Origin of the sequence: Sphingomonas sp. LY29 (assembly GCF_035593985.1) — a bacterium.
GTDB lineage: Bacteria > Pseudomonadota > Alphaproteobacteria > Sphingomonadales > Sphingomonadaceae > Sphingomicrobium.
Genome location: NZ_CP141587.1, coordinates 2382454 through 2399971 on the forward strand (window position 1 = coordinate 2382454; position 17518 = coordinate 2399971).

Sequence of the window (17518 nt, forward strand, 5' to 3'; positions counted from 1 at the left end):
CAGCATCGTGCAATCGATCGACCGGAAACCTCCGGAATGGACCAACAAGGCGCATCGCAAGGTCGTCGTCGTCGGGCTTGGCTACGTCGGGCTGCCGCTGGCCGTCGCGCTGGCGCGCACGCATGACGATATCGAGCTGGTCGGCTTTGATGTTTCGCAGTCGCGGGTCGACGAACTGACCGCGGGTCACGACCGCACCGGCGAGGTCGAGCCCGACGCGCTCGCGGCGGCACGGATGCAGTTCGTCACCGACGACGAGGCGTGCCGCGGTGCCGACATCATCATCGTCACCGTGCCGACTCCGGTGGACGATCAGCATCGACCTGACTTCGGCCCGTTGCTGTCGGCATCCAAGCGGCTGGCCGGCTGGATCGACGCCGCAAAGCGGCCCACAATTGTCTATGAAAGCACGGTCTACCCGGGTGCCACCGATGAGGAATGCGCACCGGTGATCGAGCAGGTGTCGGGCCTGACGCGCGGACGCGATTTCCGGCTTGGCTACAGCCCCGAGCGGATCAATCCGGGTGACAAGGTCCACCGCGTCGACAAGATCGTAAAGGTCATCGCGGGCGAAGATGCCGAGGTGACCGAGGAACTCGCGCATCTCTATGGCGCGATGACCGAAGCGGGCGTCTTCCGAGCCGCGTCGATCCGTGCCGCCGAGGCCGCCAAGGCGATCGAGAATGCGCAGCGCGACATCAACATCGCCTTCATGAACGAGATTGCGCAGATCCTGTCGAAGACGGGCGTCTCCGTCTGGGATGTGCTCGATGCCGCCAGGACGAAGTGGAATTTCCTTCCGTTCGAGCCGGGCTTGGTTGGAGGCCACTGCATCGGCGTCGACCCCTATTATCTCAGTCACCACGCACAGCGGATGGGCCACGACCCGCGCGTGATCCTGTCGGGACGTGGGACCAACGACGCAATGGGCGCTTGGATTGCCGACGAACTTCATTCGCGCATCGGTCCCGATCCAAAGCGAGTCCTCCTGCTGGGCATCACCTTCAAGGAAGACGTGCCCGACGTGCGCAACAGTCGGTCGATCGACGTCATCGACCGGCTGAAGCACCACGGCCATGACGTCAGCGTGGCCGATCCGCTGGCAGACCGGGCAGAGGTCGAGCATGAATATGGTTTGGCGCTCGTCGATCCGGCGAACGCCGCTCCATATGATTGCTTGGTCGCGGCCGTCAGTCATGCCGACTATCGCGCGCTCGACGCCGACGGCATCGCGGCACTGACGACAGATGACGGGCTTGTCGCGGACCTGAAGGGAATCTGGCGCGGGATTGACCTGCCGCCCGGCTTGGGTCGATGGTCGCTGTGATGCCGGTCGAGGCGCGTTAAAGCCATGCTGCACATGTCGCCAACAATGCTGAAGACTCGCCGCAGCTTTTTTGCGCGGCAGCGCTTCAACTTGCTCGGCGCCTTGGTCGCAGCGGCGGTGATCCCGTTCGTCGGTCGCGCCTTCCTGACCACCGACGCGACCTTCTTTGCAAGTTCCATCAACGCGTTCATTTTCAACGTCGCCGCGGTGATCATCGCCTTCTGGACGCGGCTGTCGATCGAAACCTATCCGGGCAACCGGTCGGCTCATACCATCCTGCCGTCCGCGATCCTGGCGCATGGCGTCGTTATTGCGGTGCTATTGATGGCGCGGTTGCCATACGATCGATTGGCGCTGCTCGCCGGATTGATCCTGCACATCGTTTGGGGCTTCGTGCTCTACATCGCCGTCCAGCGGCGCATTCGTCACCGTATCGCTGTCGTCCCGTTCGGCGATGTCGAGCGGCTGTTCGCGATCGAAGGCGTCGATTGGCATCGGATTGACGGGCCGGATCTAGAGCGGGTCGCGGGATGCGATGCTTTGGTGGCCGACTTCACCGCCGACATCCCCGACGAGTGGCAGGCATTCCTGGCCGATGCCGCGATCGAGGGCCGCATGGTCTACCAGGTCAAGCAACTCGACGAGTCGCTGACGGGCCGGGTTGCGGTCGACCATCTGTCGGAAAACAGCTTCGGAAGCCTCGTCCCGACCCGCGGCTATGTCTATCTCAAGTCGGTCGTCGACTTCATCTTCGCGCTGCTGCTCGTCGTGCCGTTGATGCCGTTTCTCCTTCTGGTCGGCATCGCCGTCCGGCTGGACAGCAAGGGTCCCGCCTTGTTCCGGCAGCGCCGGGTGGGCCGTGGGGGCGTTCCGTTCCAGGTCATTAAGTTCCGGACAATGACGCATGACGTCGGCATCGGCGATCGCGAGGCGGCGATCACGGACGCGGGCGATCTTCGCGTCACAAAGCTGGGCGGGTTCTTGCGCAAATCGCGAATCGACGAACTTCCGCAGATCTTTAACATTCTTGCGGGGCAGATGAGCTGGATCGGTCCCCGTCCGGAGGCCGAGGTCCTGTCGTCATGGTATACCGGGGAAATTCCCTTCTATCGGTATCGCCACGTCGTTCGCCCGGGGATCAGCGGGTGGGCGCAGGTCAACCAGGGACACGTCGCGTCGGTCGACGAGGTCCACGCCAAGCTTCAGTACGACTTCTACTACATTAAATACTTCTCGGCGTGGCTCGACATCCTGATCACCTTCAGGACCATCCGTACGATGCTGAGCGGTTTCGGCGCTCGCTAGGCGAGGACGCGTTCGACGCACGCACGGATTAGGGCCGCCGTCTCCACGTCACGCGGCAATCTTCTGATCGCCAGACGGTCGTCCTGATCGGGCAGAATCAGCGTCAGACTGTCCCGCGAGTGTTTCTTGTCGCTGACGAACGACTCCATCATCCGGTCGACGTCGATGGCCGCTGGACTGGGGAGGCCGCCGAGCATCTTCGCGATGTGGGTGCCAAGCAGGTGCGTTCGCGTCCCTGTCGCGGTGCCTAATCGCCGCGCCGTTTCGATCGCGACCCGCATGCCCATGCCAACCGCCACGCCGTGAGGCACGGCGAAGTCGCTTGCGTCCTCGATCGCATGCGCGAAGGTATGACCAAAGTTGAGCTTCAACCGCTCGCCGCGATCGAACTCGTCATGCTCGACGAACCACTTCTTCGATACGAGCGACAGGCCGATGATCGCGGCCAGTCGGTTCTCGTCGAGCGGCTCGTCGGGCCGAAGGGCGAGGTAACGGTCGAAGCGCCGCGGGCTCATCGCGAAACACACCTTGGCTGCTTCGCACAGCCCGCCGCCGATCTGTTCGGCCTCAAGCGTTTTGCAGAAGGCGGGGTCGATCAGCACGTCGCGCGGCGGATGGACCGTTCCAAGCAGATTCTTGAGGCCGCCGACGTTCACGGCCGATTTTCCGCCGATGCAGCTGTCCACCATGGCGAGGAGGGTGGTCGGCACGAAGCGCCATGCGATCCCCCGCATGTAGATTGATGCGACGAACGAGCCTACGTCCTGCACGATACCGCCGCCGACCCCGACGAGGGTTGTCCCGCGGTTGGCGCCCATGGCGCGCATTGCGGCACTGATCCGTTCGACCTCTCCCAGCGACTTGCGTTCTTCGGTAGCGGGCATGCTCACCGTGCGGTCGACCGGAAGCATCGCCGCGAAACGCTCGTCGGTCAGAAAGACGATGTCGCCGGGGTCGTTCGACAGGTCGGCAAGTGCGTTCGGGACGAAGCAGACCCGATAATCGCCGAGCGAAGAGCGGATCCTCACCGCTCTACGCGCGAGTCGAGCAGCGCGAGGCGGGTACGGTCTTCGTCGGCCCATTCGAGGTAGCGCTCGCGCTTCGCCAGCAGCCATTCCCGCTCGAATGCTGCGCCGGCGTCGATCGCTGCGGTCGCCAACCCGCTCTCCAGGACCGAGGCATCAAAAACGACCTTCCTCGACTCAAATCGGTCGAGTCGGATCCGCCGTGCAGCCTCAAGCAGTGGTAGCGATCGTTCAGACAGGCCACCGCCGACGATGAACTCCAGGTCGCGCTCGGCGCAGCTACGGGCGATGCAAACGGCCGCCTCCGTTACTGCCTCGCCGTCGGCGTCGTCGCGGGTCAGGCCGCAAGACAGGCTGAAGTCGATCCGCCCGAATACGATCCCGTCGACGCGACCCGCCGCCACGTCGATCAGTGCATCGATGTTGGAAAGCGCGGTCGCCGTCTCGACAATGAATAGGAAGCGACAGTCGTCGTCCCCATGCGTGCGGTCCTTCGCGGCAATATATTTGGACAGCGCAAAGGGCGTCTCGACCATCGGCGCGACCAGCAGATCGACGTTAAGGTCGCGCGCATCCTGGAGGTCCGACAGTGCTTCGCACCCGCCGATCTTGAGCGCGACGTCGAGGCCTGCGCGGCGGGCAAGGTCCGACAGGCGGAGCAGTTCGTGCCGCCGCGTGCCCTCGGCCTCGAACTCGGCCTTGACCGCAAGGAAACCAAATTCGTCGCGCCCGCGCTGCAGCAGGTCGAGCATTGTCCGGTCGCGGCGGTTCATCCTCGTCGTCCCTGGTCAGGCGTCGATGACATCCTCGTCCACTCCCGCGGCATTGGCTTGAATGAAGTTGAAGCGATGCTCGGGGTTCTTCCCCATCAGACGCTCGACCAGATCCTTGACCGGTTGGCGGTCCTGATATTCCGTCGGCAGCGTGATCCGGATCAGCGATCGGCTCGCCGGATCCATCGTCGTTTCCTTCAACTGGTCGGGGTTCATTTCGCCCAGGCCCTTGAACCGCGCGACTTCGACCTTCTTGTTCTTGAACTCGGTCCGCTCGATCTCGGCGCGATGCGCGTCGTCACGGGCGTAAGCCGATTTCGCTCCGGCGGTCAGTCGATAGAGGGGCGGTTGTGCCAGGAACAGGTGCCCGCGACGCACCAACTCAGGCATTTCCTGAAAGAAAAAGGTCATCAGCAGGGTCGCGATATGCGCGCCGTCTACGTCGGCGTCGGTCATGATGATGATCCGCTCGTACCGAAGCGCGTCTTCCTGCCACTTGTCGCGGATGCCGCAGCCCAGCGCCTGCTGAAGGTCGGCAATTTCCTGGTTGCCGCGGATCTTGTCGGCGGTGGCACTGGCGACATTCAAAATCTTGCCGCGGATGGGAAGGATTGCCTGCGTCTTGCGGTTGCGCGCCTGTTTGGCGCTACCGCCGGCGCTGTCGCCTTCGACGATGAACAATTCGGTGCCTTCGGGCGCGTCGTTTGCGCAATCGGTCAGCTTGCCGGGCAGGCGGAGCTTGCGCGCGCTGGTGGCAGTCTTGCGCTTGACCTCGCGCTCGGCGCGGCGCTTCAGCCGCTCGTCCATCCGCTCTAGGATCGCGCCCAGCAGGGCACGTCCGCGGTCCATATTGTCAGCCAGATAGTGGTCGAAATGATCGCGAACTGCCGCCTCGACGAAGCGCGCGGCCTCCAGGCTGGTCAGTCGGTCCTTCGTCTGGCTCTGAAAATGCGGGTTGCGGATGAAGACGCTCAGCATCAGCTCGACGCCGTTCATCACGTCGTCGGCCGTGATGTCCTTCGCGCGCTTGTTGCCGACCAGATCGCCAAAGGCGCGAACGCCCTTTGTCAGCGCGGCGCGAAGGCCCGCCTCATGCGTTCCGCCATCCGGGGTGGGGATGGTGTTGCAATAATAGCTTTCGTTGGAACCCTCGCTCCACAGCGGCCAGGCGACCGCCCATTCGGCCGACCCTTGCCCGTCGGGAAATTCCTGCCGCCCGGCGAAGGCGGGGGAGGTGACGCACTCCCGCGTCCCCAACTGCTCGCGGAGATGGTCGGCAAGTCCGCCAGGAAAGGTGAACACCGCCTGCCCGGGCACGTCGGCGCTGGCCAGATAGGGATCGCAGCGCCAGCGTATTTCGACGCCGGCGAACAGATAGGCCTTCGACCGCGCCAGCTTGTACAGGCGCTCGGGCACGAAGGTCGCGTCGGCACCAAAGATTTCGGGATCGGGAGTGAAGGAAACGGTCGTCCCGCGGCGGTTCGGCGCGGCGCCGACTTCTTCGAGCTTCGATACGGCGATGCCCTTGGCGAAGAGTTGGCGGAACAGCTTCTTCTCGCGCGCCACTTCGACCACCGTTTCAGTGGACAGCGCATTGACGACGCTGATGCCGACGCCGTGCAGGCCGCCTGAGGTCGAATAGGCCTTGCCTTCGAACTTGCCGCCCGAGTGGAGCGTGGTGAGAATGACCTCGAGCGCCGACTGTCCCGGGTATTTGGGGTGAGGGTCGACCGGGATGCCGCGGCCGTTGTCGCTGACGGTCAGACGATTGCCGGTTTCCAGCGTGACTTCGATCCGGCTCGCATGGCCGGCGACCGCCTCGTCCATCGAATTGTCGATGACCTCAGCCGCCAGATGATGGAGCGCGCGCGCATCGGTCCCGCCGATGTACATGCCGGGCCGGCGCCGTACGGGCTCAAGGCCTTCCAACACCTCGATCGCGGAGGCGTCATAGTCGGAGGGCGGCGGGGCGCTGCTGGTCTGGAACAGGTCGGACATTAGGCGAACAGCTATAGGGGCTGGCGAATTGCCGATGCAACGCGTTTGCGGACTGGGCAGGACGCTTTCACTCCGCCTGCGACATTTTCGCGCGAAAGGTCTTGAAAACGGGAAGCCCAAAACCAGATTTTTTCCGCCGGGCGCCGCTTGGGCCCGGTGACGGGTCTGGGCCCGCCTAGGGCCTCCTCCCGTCGACCATGTTGCTCAACGGAGGACATTGAAATGCGCAGTGCTTTTGACTTCTCACCCTATCGTCGATCGAGCGTCGGGTTCGACCGATTGTTCGACATGCTGGAAAACAGTGCGGTCGGGCAGAGCGGCGAGAATTACCCGCCGTTCGACCTGATCCGCATCGACGACAACAGCTATCGCATCGAATTGGCCGTCGCCGGCTTCGCCCGGGACAACATCGACATCACCGCGCAGCAGAACGTGCTGATCATTCGCGGCGAACGACCCGACGACAAGGGCGCCGACTACGTCCATCGCGGGATTGCCAATCGGTCGTTCGAACGTCGCTTCGCGCTAGCCGACCATATCCAAGTGCGCGGCGCCGACCTGAAGGACGGGATGCTGGCGATCGACTTGGTGCGTGAGATTCCGGAGGCGATGAAGCCGCGCCGGATCGAGATCGGCGGAACCGGTCCGTCTCACGACCCGATCGATGCCAAGGCCATCGACAAGGTCGATTCCTAATCCTCAACCCACGCCCCGGCGCGATCGGCGCCGGGGCGCTTTGCCGTGACCGCCTCGCCCCCATTGCGAAGCAAAGACGATCGTGGGACGATGGCATCGTCGTTGGGGCTGCGTTTACTACCCGCGCCGAGTTTGGTCACCGCTGAGATGGGGCGATTGTCGGATGACGGGCGAGCAACCATTCGTCGATTATTACGACGTGCTGCAGGTCGATCCGGGCTGCGATGATAAGGCGCTGGAAGCGGCGTATCATGACTTGGCCAAGCTGCATCACCCCGATCATTCAGGGGCCGAGGACACGACCAGGTTCAACGAGGTGACGCAGGCCTATCGAGCGCTGCGGTCGCCTGAAAAGCGCGCCGAGTACGACCGGCTTCATGTGAAGTTCGGGCGCCGAAGCAATTATCGGCACACGTCGAACGACGATCTGAATATCGAGGAGAAGGGCGCGCTGAACGATGCGGACGATCATAGCCGCATCCTTGTCTATCTCTATCGCAAGCGCCGCGCGGATCCGAACAATGCCGGCGTGGTGCCCTTCTACATTCAACAGATCCTTCAATGCTCGGACGAGCATTTCGAATTTCACAAATGGTATCTGAAGGAAAAGGGCTTCATCGTCACCACCGAGCAGGGGACGATCGCCATCACGATCCAGGGTGTCGACCACGTCATTTCGATGTCTCGCACTGCGGAAGAGCAGCGGCTGCTGACCGCAAGAACGGCAGATACAGGCGAGGGGCCATAAAAAAGCCCGGCGCTTGGCCGGGCTTTTGTTATCGGACGCGCGGGCCGCCGAACGGTAGCGGCGGGGGCGGGCGGCGGTCGCGGCGGGGCAACTGCGCCTGATAGGCGACCCCGCAGTGATCGACGCAATAAGGGTAACCCGGATTGGCGTCGTTGCCGCAGAAGTGGAAGTCCGGTTCGCCCGGATGGCCCATCGGCCAACGGCAGACACGATCATTGAGATCGAGCAGCGAGGTCTTGTCCGACACCTCCGACGACGGCTTGGCGGGGACGAGCCGGCGAGGCGGGGCCGGCGGGATCGGCATCTGCGTGTCGCCGGGACCCTGGCGGATGAAGCCGCCCGGGCCGACCGACCGATACTGGATCGACGCAGGATCCGCATTCTTGGACGCAGGCGTCAGGACGGCCTGCGACGTGCCGGCAACCAACTGAGGGCTCGACCGCTCGGGCTTCGGCGCCGGTGCAGGAGCGACCGTCTCGGCGGCGACGGGCGCTGCCTTGGGCGCGGGGGCTGGCTTCGGCGAAGCGGGCTTCGGCGCTGCCGGAGCAGCCTTGGCGGCGGCCTTCTTTTCTTTCTCCTCACCCGCTTTCACCGGCGACGGGCGCGACTCAAGGCCAAGGCGATGCGCCTTGCCGATGACCGCGTTACGGCTGACGCCGCCTAGGTCGTCGGCGATCTGGCTGGCGGTGGAGCCTTCGGTCCACATCTTCTTGAGGCGCTCGATGCGCTCGTCGGTCCAGCTCATAATCTTGTCGATGCTCCATTCGTGTTGCGCGCAGGCTCACCTGCCGATAGGCGACTATCCGGTGACAAACCAGACTCCTCCTTGGGCCAATAGCGAACCGGGCAAGCCGACCCTTCAAGGCGTCAATTGGGGTGGCCTTTCGACCCTCTATATCAAGGAGGTGCGGCGGTTCTTCAAGGTCCAGATGCAAACCGTCTGGGCGCCGGCGATCACCACGCTGCTGTATCTCGTCATCTTCACGGTCGCACTGGGCCGCGAGGGGAAGACTGTACTCGGCGTTCCCTTCGCCGATTTCATCGCGCCGGGCCTCATCATGATGGCGATGCTCCAGAACAGCTTCGCCAACGCCAGCTTCAGCCTGATGGTCGGCAAGATGCAGGGGACGATCGTCGATTATCTGATGCCGCCGCTGTCGGTGGGCGAATTGATCGCGGCATTGGTCGGCGCGGCGGTGACCCGCGCCCTGCTGGTCGGCGGGGCGGTCTGGTTGATCATGGCGCTATGGCCGGGCGTGCACGTGACGCCGATCCACCCTCTGTCGATCATCTGGTTCGGCCTGATGGGCGCGCTGCTGCTCGCCTTCCTCGGCCTGCTGACGTCGGTGTGGGCCGACAAGTTCGACCATGCCGCGGTCGTCACCAACTTCGTCGTAACCCCTCTGTCGCTGCTGTCGGGCACCTTCTACTCGGTCGAGCAATTGTCGCCAACCTTCCGTGCGGTGAGTCACCTCAATCCGTTCTTTTATGTCATCTCCGGCTTCCGTCACGGCTTCCTGAGCGAGGCCGACTCGCCGATTTGGATCGGTGCGGTGGGCCTGCTGGTGCTGAACGCGCTGCTGTTCGTCGCCTGCTATCTGGTCCTTCGCAGCGGCTGGAAAATCAAGAACTGAGCCTGGGCAACGGATTAAACGGTTAAGGTCGGTGAACGGCGGATAACGGCCGCGTTCAGCCTGCCCTCAACCCGACTCGGCGATAAGAGCGCATCACCGCTTCTCAAAGGAGAGAGCAACATGCGTAAGTTTTTCATTTCCGCCGTGCTTGCGGCTTCGACCGTCGCCATTGCCGCCCCGGCGGCCGCGCAGTGGGCTCCCCCCGCGCCGCAGGGCTATGCCTATGGCTATAACAACCAGGGCCAGGTTCGCCGCCTTGAGGTTCGTCTGCAGCGCATTATCCAGCAGATCCGCCAGCTCGATCGCCGCAATGTGCTGAGCAATCGCGAAGCCCGTCGCCTCGATGCGGAAGCTCGGAATTTGCAGATCCGCGTCCGCCAGCAGGGTTACAACGGTCTCAGCCAGCGTGAACGTTACGACATTGAAATGCGGATCAACCGCCTCGAGCAGCGCATCTTCCGCGATGCCCGTGACGGCAATCGCTACCCTGGCAACGGCTATAACGATGGCCGCGACCGCGATCGGGATGGCGTGAACGACCGCTACGATCGCCGCATTGACCGCGATCGCGACGGACGTGACGACCGCTACGAAGACGATCGCGGCCGTTACCCCGGCTAACCGATCCGAGCCCTCGGGCTCCTGTACCGCGTAATGAAGGGGCGGCCTGGCAACGGGTCGCCCCTTTTCGTTGCCCAGTGTGTTTGACCTCCCTTCGCACGCGGCGGTATAGGCGGCGGCGGGCGGTCCAGCAGGGTCGCCCTTTGCCGTTCCAGCACTAGAAGGACCCACCATGGCCATCACGCCCCTCATGCCCGTTTATCCGCGCTCCGAAGTGCGGCCGGTGCGAGGGGAAGGAGCCTATCTGTATGGCGAGGGCGGCGAGAAGTATCTCGATTTTGCCAGCGGCATCGCGGTCAATCTGCTCGGTCACGGCCACCCGCATCTGACCAAGGCGATCCAGGAGCAGGCCGCGACGCTGATTCACGTGTCGAACCTGTATGGCAGCCCGCAGGGTGAAAAGTTTGCGCAGCGGCTGGTCGACCTGACCTTCGCCGATACGGTGTTCTTTACAAATTCGGGCGCCGAAGCGGTCGAGTGCGCGATCAAGACCGCGCGCCGCTACCACCACGTCGCGGGCAATCCGCACAAGCATGACCTGATCACGTTTTCGAATGCTTTCCACGGGCGGACAATGGCGACGATCAGTGCGACCGATCAGGAAAAGCTGCGCGACGGCTTTGCGCCGCTTCTGCCCGGCTTCAAGGTCGTCGAGTTCGACAATCTGGAGGCCGCATTGGCCGCGATCGACGACAACACCGCCGGTTTCTTGCTCGAGCCGGTGCAGGGCGAAGGCGGCATCCGTCCCGCTTCGCAGGAATTCATGACCGGCCTTCGCAAGGTCTGCGACGAGCGCGATCTGATGCTGGTGCTCGACGAGGTCCAGTGCGGTGTGGCTCGTACCGGAGCACTCTACGCCCACGAGCATTACGGCGTCACGCCCGACATCCTCGCCTCTGCGAAGGGTATCGGCGGCGGTTTCCCGATGGGAGCGTGCCTCGCCACCGAGCGCGCGGCGGCGGGCATGGTGATCGGCACGCACGGATCGACCTATGGCGGCAATCCGTTCGCGATGGCGGCGGGGCAGGCGGTATTTGACGTCGTCGCGAACGATGAGTTCCTGGCGCAGGTCCGCGCGACCGGCGAGCGCCTTCGCGCCGCGCTGGAGCAGATGATCCCCAACCATGACGGCATCTTCGACAGCGTACGCGGACTTGGCCTGATGCTGGGTATCAAGATGAAAACCGACAGTCGCGCCTTTGTCGGCTACCTCCGCACGCGCGGAATCCTAACCGTCGCGGCCGGCGACAACGTCGTTCGTGTTCTTCCGCCGCTCAACATCGAAGAAGCGCATATCGCCGAATTCGTCGAAGGCCTTTCGGCCGCGGCGAACGATTATGTCGTGCCCGAGGCGGCATGACGACGCGGCGCTTCCTCAACCTTGCCGATGCGGGAAGCGAAGGCATCGCGGCGATCCTGGCCGACGCTGCCGCGCGAAAGTCGGCGAGGAATGGCTGGCCGAAGGGGCGGATCGATCAGGACCGCCCGCTCGACGGCGCCGTGCTGGCGATGATCTTCGAAAAGAATTCGACCCGCACCCGCGCCAGCTTCGACCTGGCGATCCGGCAACTCGGTGGCTCGTCGCTGATTCTCGACAGCGGATCGTCGCAGCTGGGACGCGGTGAGACGATCGCCGACACCGCACGCGTCCTGTCGCGCTACGCCGACGCGATCATGATCCGCACCGATCATCATCACAAGGGCGAAGAGCTTGCCGACTTCGCCGACGTGCCGGTCATCAACGGTCTGACCGACTTGTCGCATCCGTGCCAGTTGCTCGCCGACATGCAGACGGTAATCGAGCGGCAGGGGCCGCTGGTTGGGACGCAGTGGGCTTGGCTCGGTGACGGCAACAACGTCTGCAATTCGCTAATCGAGGCGGCCGGGCTGACGGGCTTCGACCTCACGGTTGCATGCCCGATCGGCTACGAGCCCGACGCGACCTTCGTCGAGGCAGCCGGGTCGCGTGTTCGAGTGACCAGTGATCCCGACGACGCGGTTGCTGGCGCGACGGTCGTTATTACCGACACCTGGACGTCGATGGGACAGGATGGCGAAGAAGAGCGCCAAGAGTCGTTGGCGCCGTTCCAGGTCGACGAGGCGCGAATGGCGGCGGCGGCTCCCGGCGCAACATTCTTGCATTGCCTTCCTGCGCATCGCGGCGAGGAAGTGACTGACGCGGTGCTTGATGGTCCGGCATCGGCGGCGTGGGATGCGGCGGAAAATCGACTGCACGCCCAAAAGTCGCTGCTGCTGTGGGCGATGGGCAAGCTTTAGGGCCGTCGGGTTGCCGCGCCTGCGGATGACTGTCAGGCTCGGCCCATGAACCGTCTCAAAGACAAAGTTGCTCTCGTGACCGGCGCCGCTCGCGGAATCGGCGCCGGGATTGCGCGCGCCTTTGCTGCCGAGGGGGCGAAGGTGTGGGTGACCGACATTGACGAGGCAGGGGCGCATGACGTCGCGGCTGAACTCGGCGATCGGCACCGGGCCGGGTTGCTCGACGTTGGTGACGAAGCGCAGTGGATTGCGGTCATCGACGAGGTCGTCGCGGCGGAAGGACGGCTCGACATCCTGGTCAACAATGCCGGGATCACGGGGTTTGAGGAGGGCACGGGTCCGCACGATCCTGAGCATGCAAGCCTCGACGAATGGCACCGCGTCCACCGCGTCAATCTCGATGGCACCTTTCTTGGCTGTAAGCACGGCATCCGGGCGATGCGACCGGCGAAGCGCGGCGCGATCATCAACATGTCGTCGCGATCGGGGCTGGTCGGGATTCCCGGTGCCGCGGCCTACGCCTCTTCCAAGGCAGCGATCCGCAATCACAGCAAGTCGGTCGCGCTATGGTGCGCGCAGCAGGGGCTCAACATTCGCTGCAATTCGGTCCACCCGGCCGCGATCATGACCCCGATCTGGGAAGCGATGGTCGGTGACGGGCCCGATCGCGAGGAAAAGATGGCCAAGCTGGTCAAGGATACGCCGTTGCGCCGCTTCGGCACGGTCGAGGAAGTTGCAGCGCTGTGCGTGTTCCTCGCCTCGGATGAAGCGCCCTACATCACCGGGTCGGAACTCGACATCGACGGCGGCCTTCTTGCCGGTTCGGCGGCCTCACCCGGCTGAGGCGATAGTTGCGCTTTTGGGTCGCCGCACCCATCTGGCCCGCTCATGACCGACAAATCCCTACTCGAAGACGTCGCCTTGGGCGTCACCGTGCCTTCGCGCCATGCACGCGGACGCGCCGCCCGACTTGGCCCCGTGCTTGATTCCATCCTGGCCAACCATGCCTATCCTCCGGTGCTGGAAACGCTGCTGGCCGAAGCGCTTGTTCTGACCGCGCTCCTCGGCGCGCTGCTCAAGGATCCGGGCGGGCAGCTTACGATCCAGGCGCAGACCGAGAACGGCATCGTCGACTTGCTGGTGTGCGACTATAAGGGCGGGGAACTACGCGGATACGTGCGCCATGATCCCGATCGGCTGGCGGAAGCAGGGCCGAGCCCGTCGCTGTTCGCCCTGTTCGGCAAAGCCTATCTCGCGATTACCTTCGATCAGCCCGCCACCGATGAGCGGTACCAAGGCATCGTCCCGTTGGAAGGCGAGGGGCTCGCGCAGGCGGCGCAAAGCTATTTCGCGCAGTCGGAACAGATTCCGTCGATCGTCCGGCTTGAGGCTAAGCGTGATGAGAAGGGATGGGTCGCCGGCGGCCTGATGTTCCAGCATTTGCCCGAGGGCGAAGAGGGCCGCGAGCGGCTGCACACGCGGCTCGATCATCCAGAATGGCCGCATGTTGCGACGCTGGTCGGATCTGCCAAGCCCGAAGAACTGACCGACCGGACCCTACCGCTCGACGACCTGATCTGGCGCTTGCTCCACGAGGAATCTGAAGTGCGGACGCTCGATCCGGTGTCCTTGTCGAAGGGATGCCGCTGCAGTCCGGACTATATCGCGTCGGTCATTTCCCGCTTCCCGGCGGAAGAACGCGCGGAGATGGCGGGGGAGGACGGTCTGATCCGAGTCGATTGCGCTTTTTGCGCGACGAGTTTTCCGATCTCGGTCGATGCGGCGTGAAGCTGGTCGAATAATTGCGGCGACGGTTCGATGTGGCTGCTAAGGTGACGACGTGAGGAATTGGTCCAGAATAGCCGGTGTATTTGGCATTGCCGCGGCAAGTCTGGGAACGAGCGCCGCGTCTCCACCGCAGCCGCTTTCGCTGGCGCCCGGCGGTCTGTGGGAAGTGAGCCGGGACGCGACCGGACACGATTCGCGGCGGATCTGCCTGCGCGACTCGGGCACCCTCGCAATGTGGGAGCATCGCGGCAATCGGTGCGTGCGGACGACAATCACCACCGAAGGTGGGCGTGCCCTTATCGGTTATCGCTGCGTCAATGGGGATTTCGGCCAAAGTCGCATCACGCTCATCACGCCGCGGACCCTCCGAATCGAGACGCAGGGGATCTCGGGAGGCTTGCCGTACCATTATCCGCTGCACGCTCGCCGATTGGGAAATTGTCGGCCCCGTTAAGGCTGCTTTAACCATGACCAGCTAAAAGGACGTGGTGCTTTCGACGGCACGCGTTCCTCCCTGTCGGATTTTACGATCCGCACCTAGGCCGCCCGTACCGGGCGGCCTTTCTTTTTCGCCTTTGTCGCGAGTAAAGGGCGGCCATGTTCCTGTTCATCATCAAGGCGGTGCTGTCCGGCATCTTGGTCGCTGCCATTTCCACGGTCGCACGCCGTTATCCCGGGTGGGGCGGCCTCCTAGCGTCGCTGCCGATGGTGTCGGTGCTGTCGATGCTGTGGCTTTATGGAGAAACCAAGGACAGCGAGCGGGTCGCCGCTCTATCGATGGGCGCGTTCTGGTTCATCCTTCCTTCGCTGCCGATGTTCATCATCATCCCGCTGATGCTCCGCGCCGGTGTCGGTTTTACCCTGACGATGCTGGTCGCCGCAGCCATCACGGTCCTGCTCTATGCGAGCTTCGCCTGGATCGCGCCGCGGTTGGGGGTGTCGATATGAGCGGCCGTCGTGCCGTCGTGCTTTTGTCCGGCGGACTCGATTCGATGGTGTGCGCCGCGCTGGCGCGCGAGCAGGGCTATTCGGTCCTTGCGCTGACGGTCGACTATCATCAGCGGCACCGCGTCGAACTCGACGCGGCGACCGCCATCGCGAAAAGGTTGGCCGATCGGCACATCGTCTTGCCCATGGATTTGTCGATGTTCGGCGGCTCGGCGCTGACCGACGATATCGACGTTCCTAAGGACGGGGTCGGCGATGGCATACCCGTCACCTACGTCCCGGCGCGCAACACCGTATTCCTCAGCCTTGCGCTTGCTTGGGCCGAGGCAGCGGGCGCGCGCGACCTCTTCGTCGGCGTGAACGCGCTCGACTATTCGGGCTACCCCGACTGCCGGCCGGAATTCATCGCCGCGTTCGAAGCGCTTGCCAACACCGCGACCAAGGCAGGGGTCGAGGGCAGGGACTTCACCATCCATGCCCCGCTGCAGCACATGACCAAGGCCGACATCGCGCGCGAGGCCGACCGTCTGGGGCTGGACGCGGGGATGAGCCACAGCTGCTACGATCCGGCGGCCGACGGAGGCGCTTGCGGCGAGTGCGACGCGTGCCGCCTGCGTGCCAAGGGCTTCGAGGACGCGGGCCTGCCCGACCCGACCCGCTACGCAAGGCCATGAGCTACGCGGTCAAGGAAATCTTCCTGACGATCCAGGGGGAAGGGGTACAGACCGGCAGCCGTGCCGTGTTCCTGCGCTTTGCCGGATGCAATTTGTGGTCGGGACGTGAACAGGATCGCGCGACCGCGCAGTGCCGCTTCTGCGACACCGATTTCGTCGGTATTGACGGACCGGGGGGTGGCAAGTTCACCGGGGCCGACGTTCTCGCCGATGCTGTCGCGGCCTGCTGGGGAGAGGGCGAGGAGCAGCGGCTGGTCGTCATCACGGGCGGTGAGCCGATGCTCCAACTCGATTCCGCGTTGATCGACGCGCTGCATGCGCGCCATTTCCGGATCGCGGTCGAAAGCAACGGCACGCTGCCCGCTACCCCTGGCGTGGACTGGCTGTGCATCAGTCCCAAAGCGGGGACCAATGTCGTGCAGCGGACCGGCGACGAGTTGAAGCTGGTGTGGCCGCAGGACGGGATCGATCCGGCCGGTCTCGAGCAATGGGACTTTGCGAACTTCCTGATCCAGCCGATGGATTGCATCGAGGCTGACGCGGCGCGTGACGCGGCGATTTCGCTCGTCATGGAGCGCCCGCGCTGGCGACTTTCGCTCCAGGCGCACAAGGCGCTGGGTCTTCCGTAAAAGAAAAGGGGCCGCCGGATGTCCGGCAGCCCCTTTCCCGAAAACCATTCGGACCGCCAGTGGCGGTCCGAAGGGAATTACATAGCGTTGTTCGTCATCGTGTCGTTCGACATCGTGTTCATGTCGTTCATCGACATGTTCGAGTCCATCGACATGTTGGCGTCCATGCCGTTGGTCGCGTCGATCGCCATCGTGTCGTTGGCAACAACGTTCTCGGTGGTCAGCGTCTCGTCGACGTTCATGGTATTTTCGGCTGCTTCGTTGCTGCTGCAAGCAGAAACCGCCAGGGCCGCACCGGCGACCAGGATAAGAGCACGCATTCAAAACTCCCTTGATTATGAGACTTGCCGTAGAGTTTCCCCACGTCGCAAATCGAGCGCACAATAGTCGGCATGGCCTTGCGCCTCAAGCCACTATCGTCGAGCCCTCCAAATCATTGAGAAAGCGCGGAAAATGGGCCTTTAGCGCGGTATCGAGCGATGCGAGGTCCGCGTCCAGGCCCACGTGCTGAAGGCTAGTGACACCATATTCCGCAATTCCGCACGGAACGATTCCGCCGAAATGCGAAAGGTCCGGACTGACGTTGATCGAGAAGCCGTGCATCGTCACCCAGCGCTTCACGCGAACTCCGATTGCGCCGATCTTCGCTTCGTTCGGCCCGCTCCCCGTCCAAATGCCGATGCGACCCGGCTCACGCCGCGCAGTCACGCCCAGATCGGATAGTGAGGCGATCATCCAGCCTTCGAGCGCGTGAACGAATCGCCTGATGTCACGCCCACGCTTGTCGAGGTCGAGGACGAGGTATCCCACCCTCTGGCCTGGCCCGTGATAGGTATAGCGACCACCGCGCCCGGCCTCGAACACGGGAAAATCGCGAGGATTGAACAACTCGGCCGAATCGGCGCTGGTGCCGGCGGTGAAAAGTGGGGGATGCTCCAGCAGCCACACGAGCTCGCTTGCTCCGCCGCTGCGAACGGCGGCGGCGCGCGCCTCCATCTCGGCGAGCGCCTGTTCGTAAGGCACCAATTCCTCGCTGACGCGCCATTCGATGTGTTCGGTCTCGCTCATCGACGAA

At 63.8% G+C, this 17518-nt stretch carries 19 protein-coding genes; 13 read left to right on the forward strand and 6 right to left on the reverse strand.

The window, feature by feature from the left end; genetic code table 11:
- The first annotated feature begins 7 nt into the window (after positions 1-7).
- Both SH584_RS12215 and SH584_RS12220 read left to right on the forward strand, forming a co-directional pair.
- Positions 8-1327, forward strand: coding sequence for a nucleotide sugar dehydrogenase (locus SH584_RS12215; protein WP_324807434.1), 1320 nt, complete (start codon positions 8-10; stop codon positions 1325-1327).
- A 24-nt stretch (positions 1328-1351) separates the two neighbouring features.
- A complete protein-coding gene (locus SH584_RS12220; protein ID WP_324807436.1) occupies positions 1352-2632 on the forward strand; it encodes a sugar transferase in 1281 nt (426 codons plus the stop codon).
- Here the strand turns inward: SH584_RS12220 and SH584_RS12225 are convergent.
- The 3 genes from SH584_RS12225 to parE are packed head-to-tail and all read right to left on the reverse strand — an operon-like array spanning position 2629 to position 6428.
- Positions 2629-3660: a 3-dehydroquinate synthase gene (locus tag SH584_RS12225; protein WP_324807437.1), complete on the reverse strand. Its 1032-nt coding sequence runs from the start codon at positions 3658-3660 to the stop codon at positions 2629-2631. The two genes, SH584_RS12220 and SH584_RS12225, sit on opposite strands and share 4 nt — an antisense overlap.
- On the reverse strand, positions 3657-4430 hold the full coding sequence (locus SH584_RS12230) for an aldolase/citrate lyase family protein (RefSeq protein ID WP_324807438.1): 774 nt from the start codon (positions 4428-4430) through the stop codon (positions 3657-3659). Before SH584_RS12230 ends, SH584_RS12225 begins: the two co-directional genes overlap by 4 nt.
- 15 nt (positions 4431-4445) lie before the next feature.
- Positions 4446-6428: a DNA topoisomerase IV subunit B gene (gene parE, locus SH584_RS12235; RefSeq protein WP_324807439.1), complete on the reverse strand. Its 1983-nt coding sequence runs from the start codon at positions 6426-6428 to the stop codon at positions 4446-4448.
- Positions 6429-6650: 222 nt separating this feature from the next.
- On the opposite strand from parE, the gene SH584_RS12240 reads away from it, so the two are divergent.
- Both SH584_RS12240 and SH584_RS12245 read left to right on the forward strand, forming a co-directional pair.
- The gene (locus SH584_RS12240) at positions 6651-7124 is read left to right on the forward strand and encodes an Hsp20 family protein (RefSeq protein WP_322840893.1); all 474 of its coding nucleotides are present in this window, start codon (positions 6651-6653) and stop codon (positions 7122-7124) included.
- 163 nt (positions 7125-7287) lie between these two features.
- Entirely contained in the window at positions 7288-7872 is a 585-nt protein-coding gene (locus tag SH584_RS12245) for a J domain-containing protein (protein ID WP_324807441.1), read from the forward strand.
- Between the two features lie 28 nt (positions 7873-7900).
- Here the strand turns inward: SH584_RS12245 and SH584_RS12250 are convergent, their stop codons facing one another.
- Complete coding sequence (locus SH584_RS12250) at positions 7901-8617, reverse strand: GcrA family cell cycle regulator (RefSeq protein WP_324807443.1); 717 nt, start codon at positions 8615-8617, stop codon at positions 7901-7903.
- A gap of 61 nt (positions 8618-8678) precedes the next feature.
- Between SH584_RS12250 and SH584_RS12255 the strand changes: the two genes are divergently transcribed.
- From SH584_RS12255 to queE, 9 genes are all read left to right on the forward strand, one after another.
- Positions 8679-9506 carry an ABC transporter permease gene (locus SH584_RS12255; protein WP_324807445.1) on the forward strand — a complete coding sequence of 276 codons (828 nt, stop codon included), beginning with the start codon at positions 8679-8681 and terminating at the stop codon, positions 9504-9506.
- Between the two features lie 120 nt (positions 9507-9626).
- The gene (locus tag SH584_RS12260) at positions 9627-10127 is read left to right on the forward strand and encodes a hypothetical protein (protein WP_322840889.1); all 501 of its coding nucleotides are present in this window, start codon (positions 9627-9629) and stop codon (positions 10125-10127) included.
- Positions 10128-10299: 172 nt separating this feature from the next.
- Entirely contained in the window at positions 10300-11487 is a 1188-nt protein-coding gene (locus SH584_RS12265; protein WP_324807448.1) for an aspartate aminotransferase family protein, read from the forward strand.
- Positions 11484-12404, forward strand: coding sequence for an ornithine carbamoyltransferase (gene argF, locus SH584_RS12270; RefSeq protein WP_324807450.1), 921 nt, complete (start codon positions 11484-11486; stop codon positions 12402-12404). The genes SH584_RS12265 and argF overlap by 4 nt, the downstream gene beginning before the upstream one ends.
- A gap of 45 nt (positions 12405-12449) precedes the next feature.
- A complete protein-coding gene (locus SH584_RS12275) occupies positions 12450-13247 on the forward strand; it encodes a glucose 1-dehydrogenase (protein ID WP_324807452.1) in 798 nt (265 codons plus the stop codon).
- Positions 13248-13292: 45 nt separating this feature from the next.
- Entirely contained in the window at positions 13293-14192 is a 900-nt protein-coding gene (gene hslO / locus SH584_RS12280; RefSeq protein ID WP_324807454.1) for an Hsp33 family molecular chaperone HslO, read from the forward strand.
- A gap of 597 nt (positions 14193-14789) precedes the next feature.
- Positions 14790-15140: a DUF3147 family protein gene (locus tag SH584_RS12285; RefSeq protein ID WP_324807455.1), complete on the forward strand. Its 351-nt coding sequence runs from the start codon at positions 14790-14792 to the stop codon at positions 15138-15140.
- The gene (gene queC, locus SH584_RS12290; protein ID WP_324807456.1) at positions 15137-15814 is read left to right on the forward strand and encodes a 7-cyano-7-deazaguanine synthase QueC; all 678 of its coding nucleotides are present in this window, start codon (positions 15137-15139) and stop codon (positions 15812-15814) included. The genes SH584_RS12285 and queC overlap by 4 nt, the downstream gene beginning before the upstream one ends.
- Positions 15811-16443 carry a 7-carboxy-7-deazaguanine synthase gene (gene queE, locus SH584_RS12295; RefSeq protein WP_324807459.1) on the forward strand — a complete coding sequence of 211 codons (633 nt, stop codon included), beginning with the start codon at positions 15811-15813 and terminating at the stop codon, positions 16441-16443. The genes queC and queE overlap by 4 nt, the downstream gene beginning before the upstream one ends.
- Positions 16444-16520: 77 nt before the next feature.
- Here queE and SH584_RS12300 read toward each other — a convergent pair whose 3' ends face one another.
- Together SH584_RS12300 and lipB are read right to left on the reverse strand one after the other, a co-directional pair.
- A complete protein-coding gene (locus tag SH584_RS12300; protein WP_322840881.1) occupies positions 16521-16763 on the reverse strand; it encodes a hypothetical protein in 243 nt (80 codons plus the stop codon).
- An 85-nt stretch (positions 16764-16848) separates the two neighbouring features.
- On the reverse strand, positions 16849-17511 hold the full coding sequence (lipB, locus tag SH584_RS12305; RefSeq protein WP_324807461.1) for a lipoyl(octanoyl) transferase LipB: 663 nt from the start codon (positions 17509-17511) through the stop codon (positions 16849-16851).
- Positions 17512-17518: the final 7 nt, after the last annotated feature.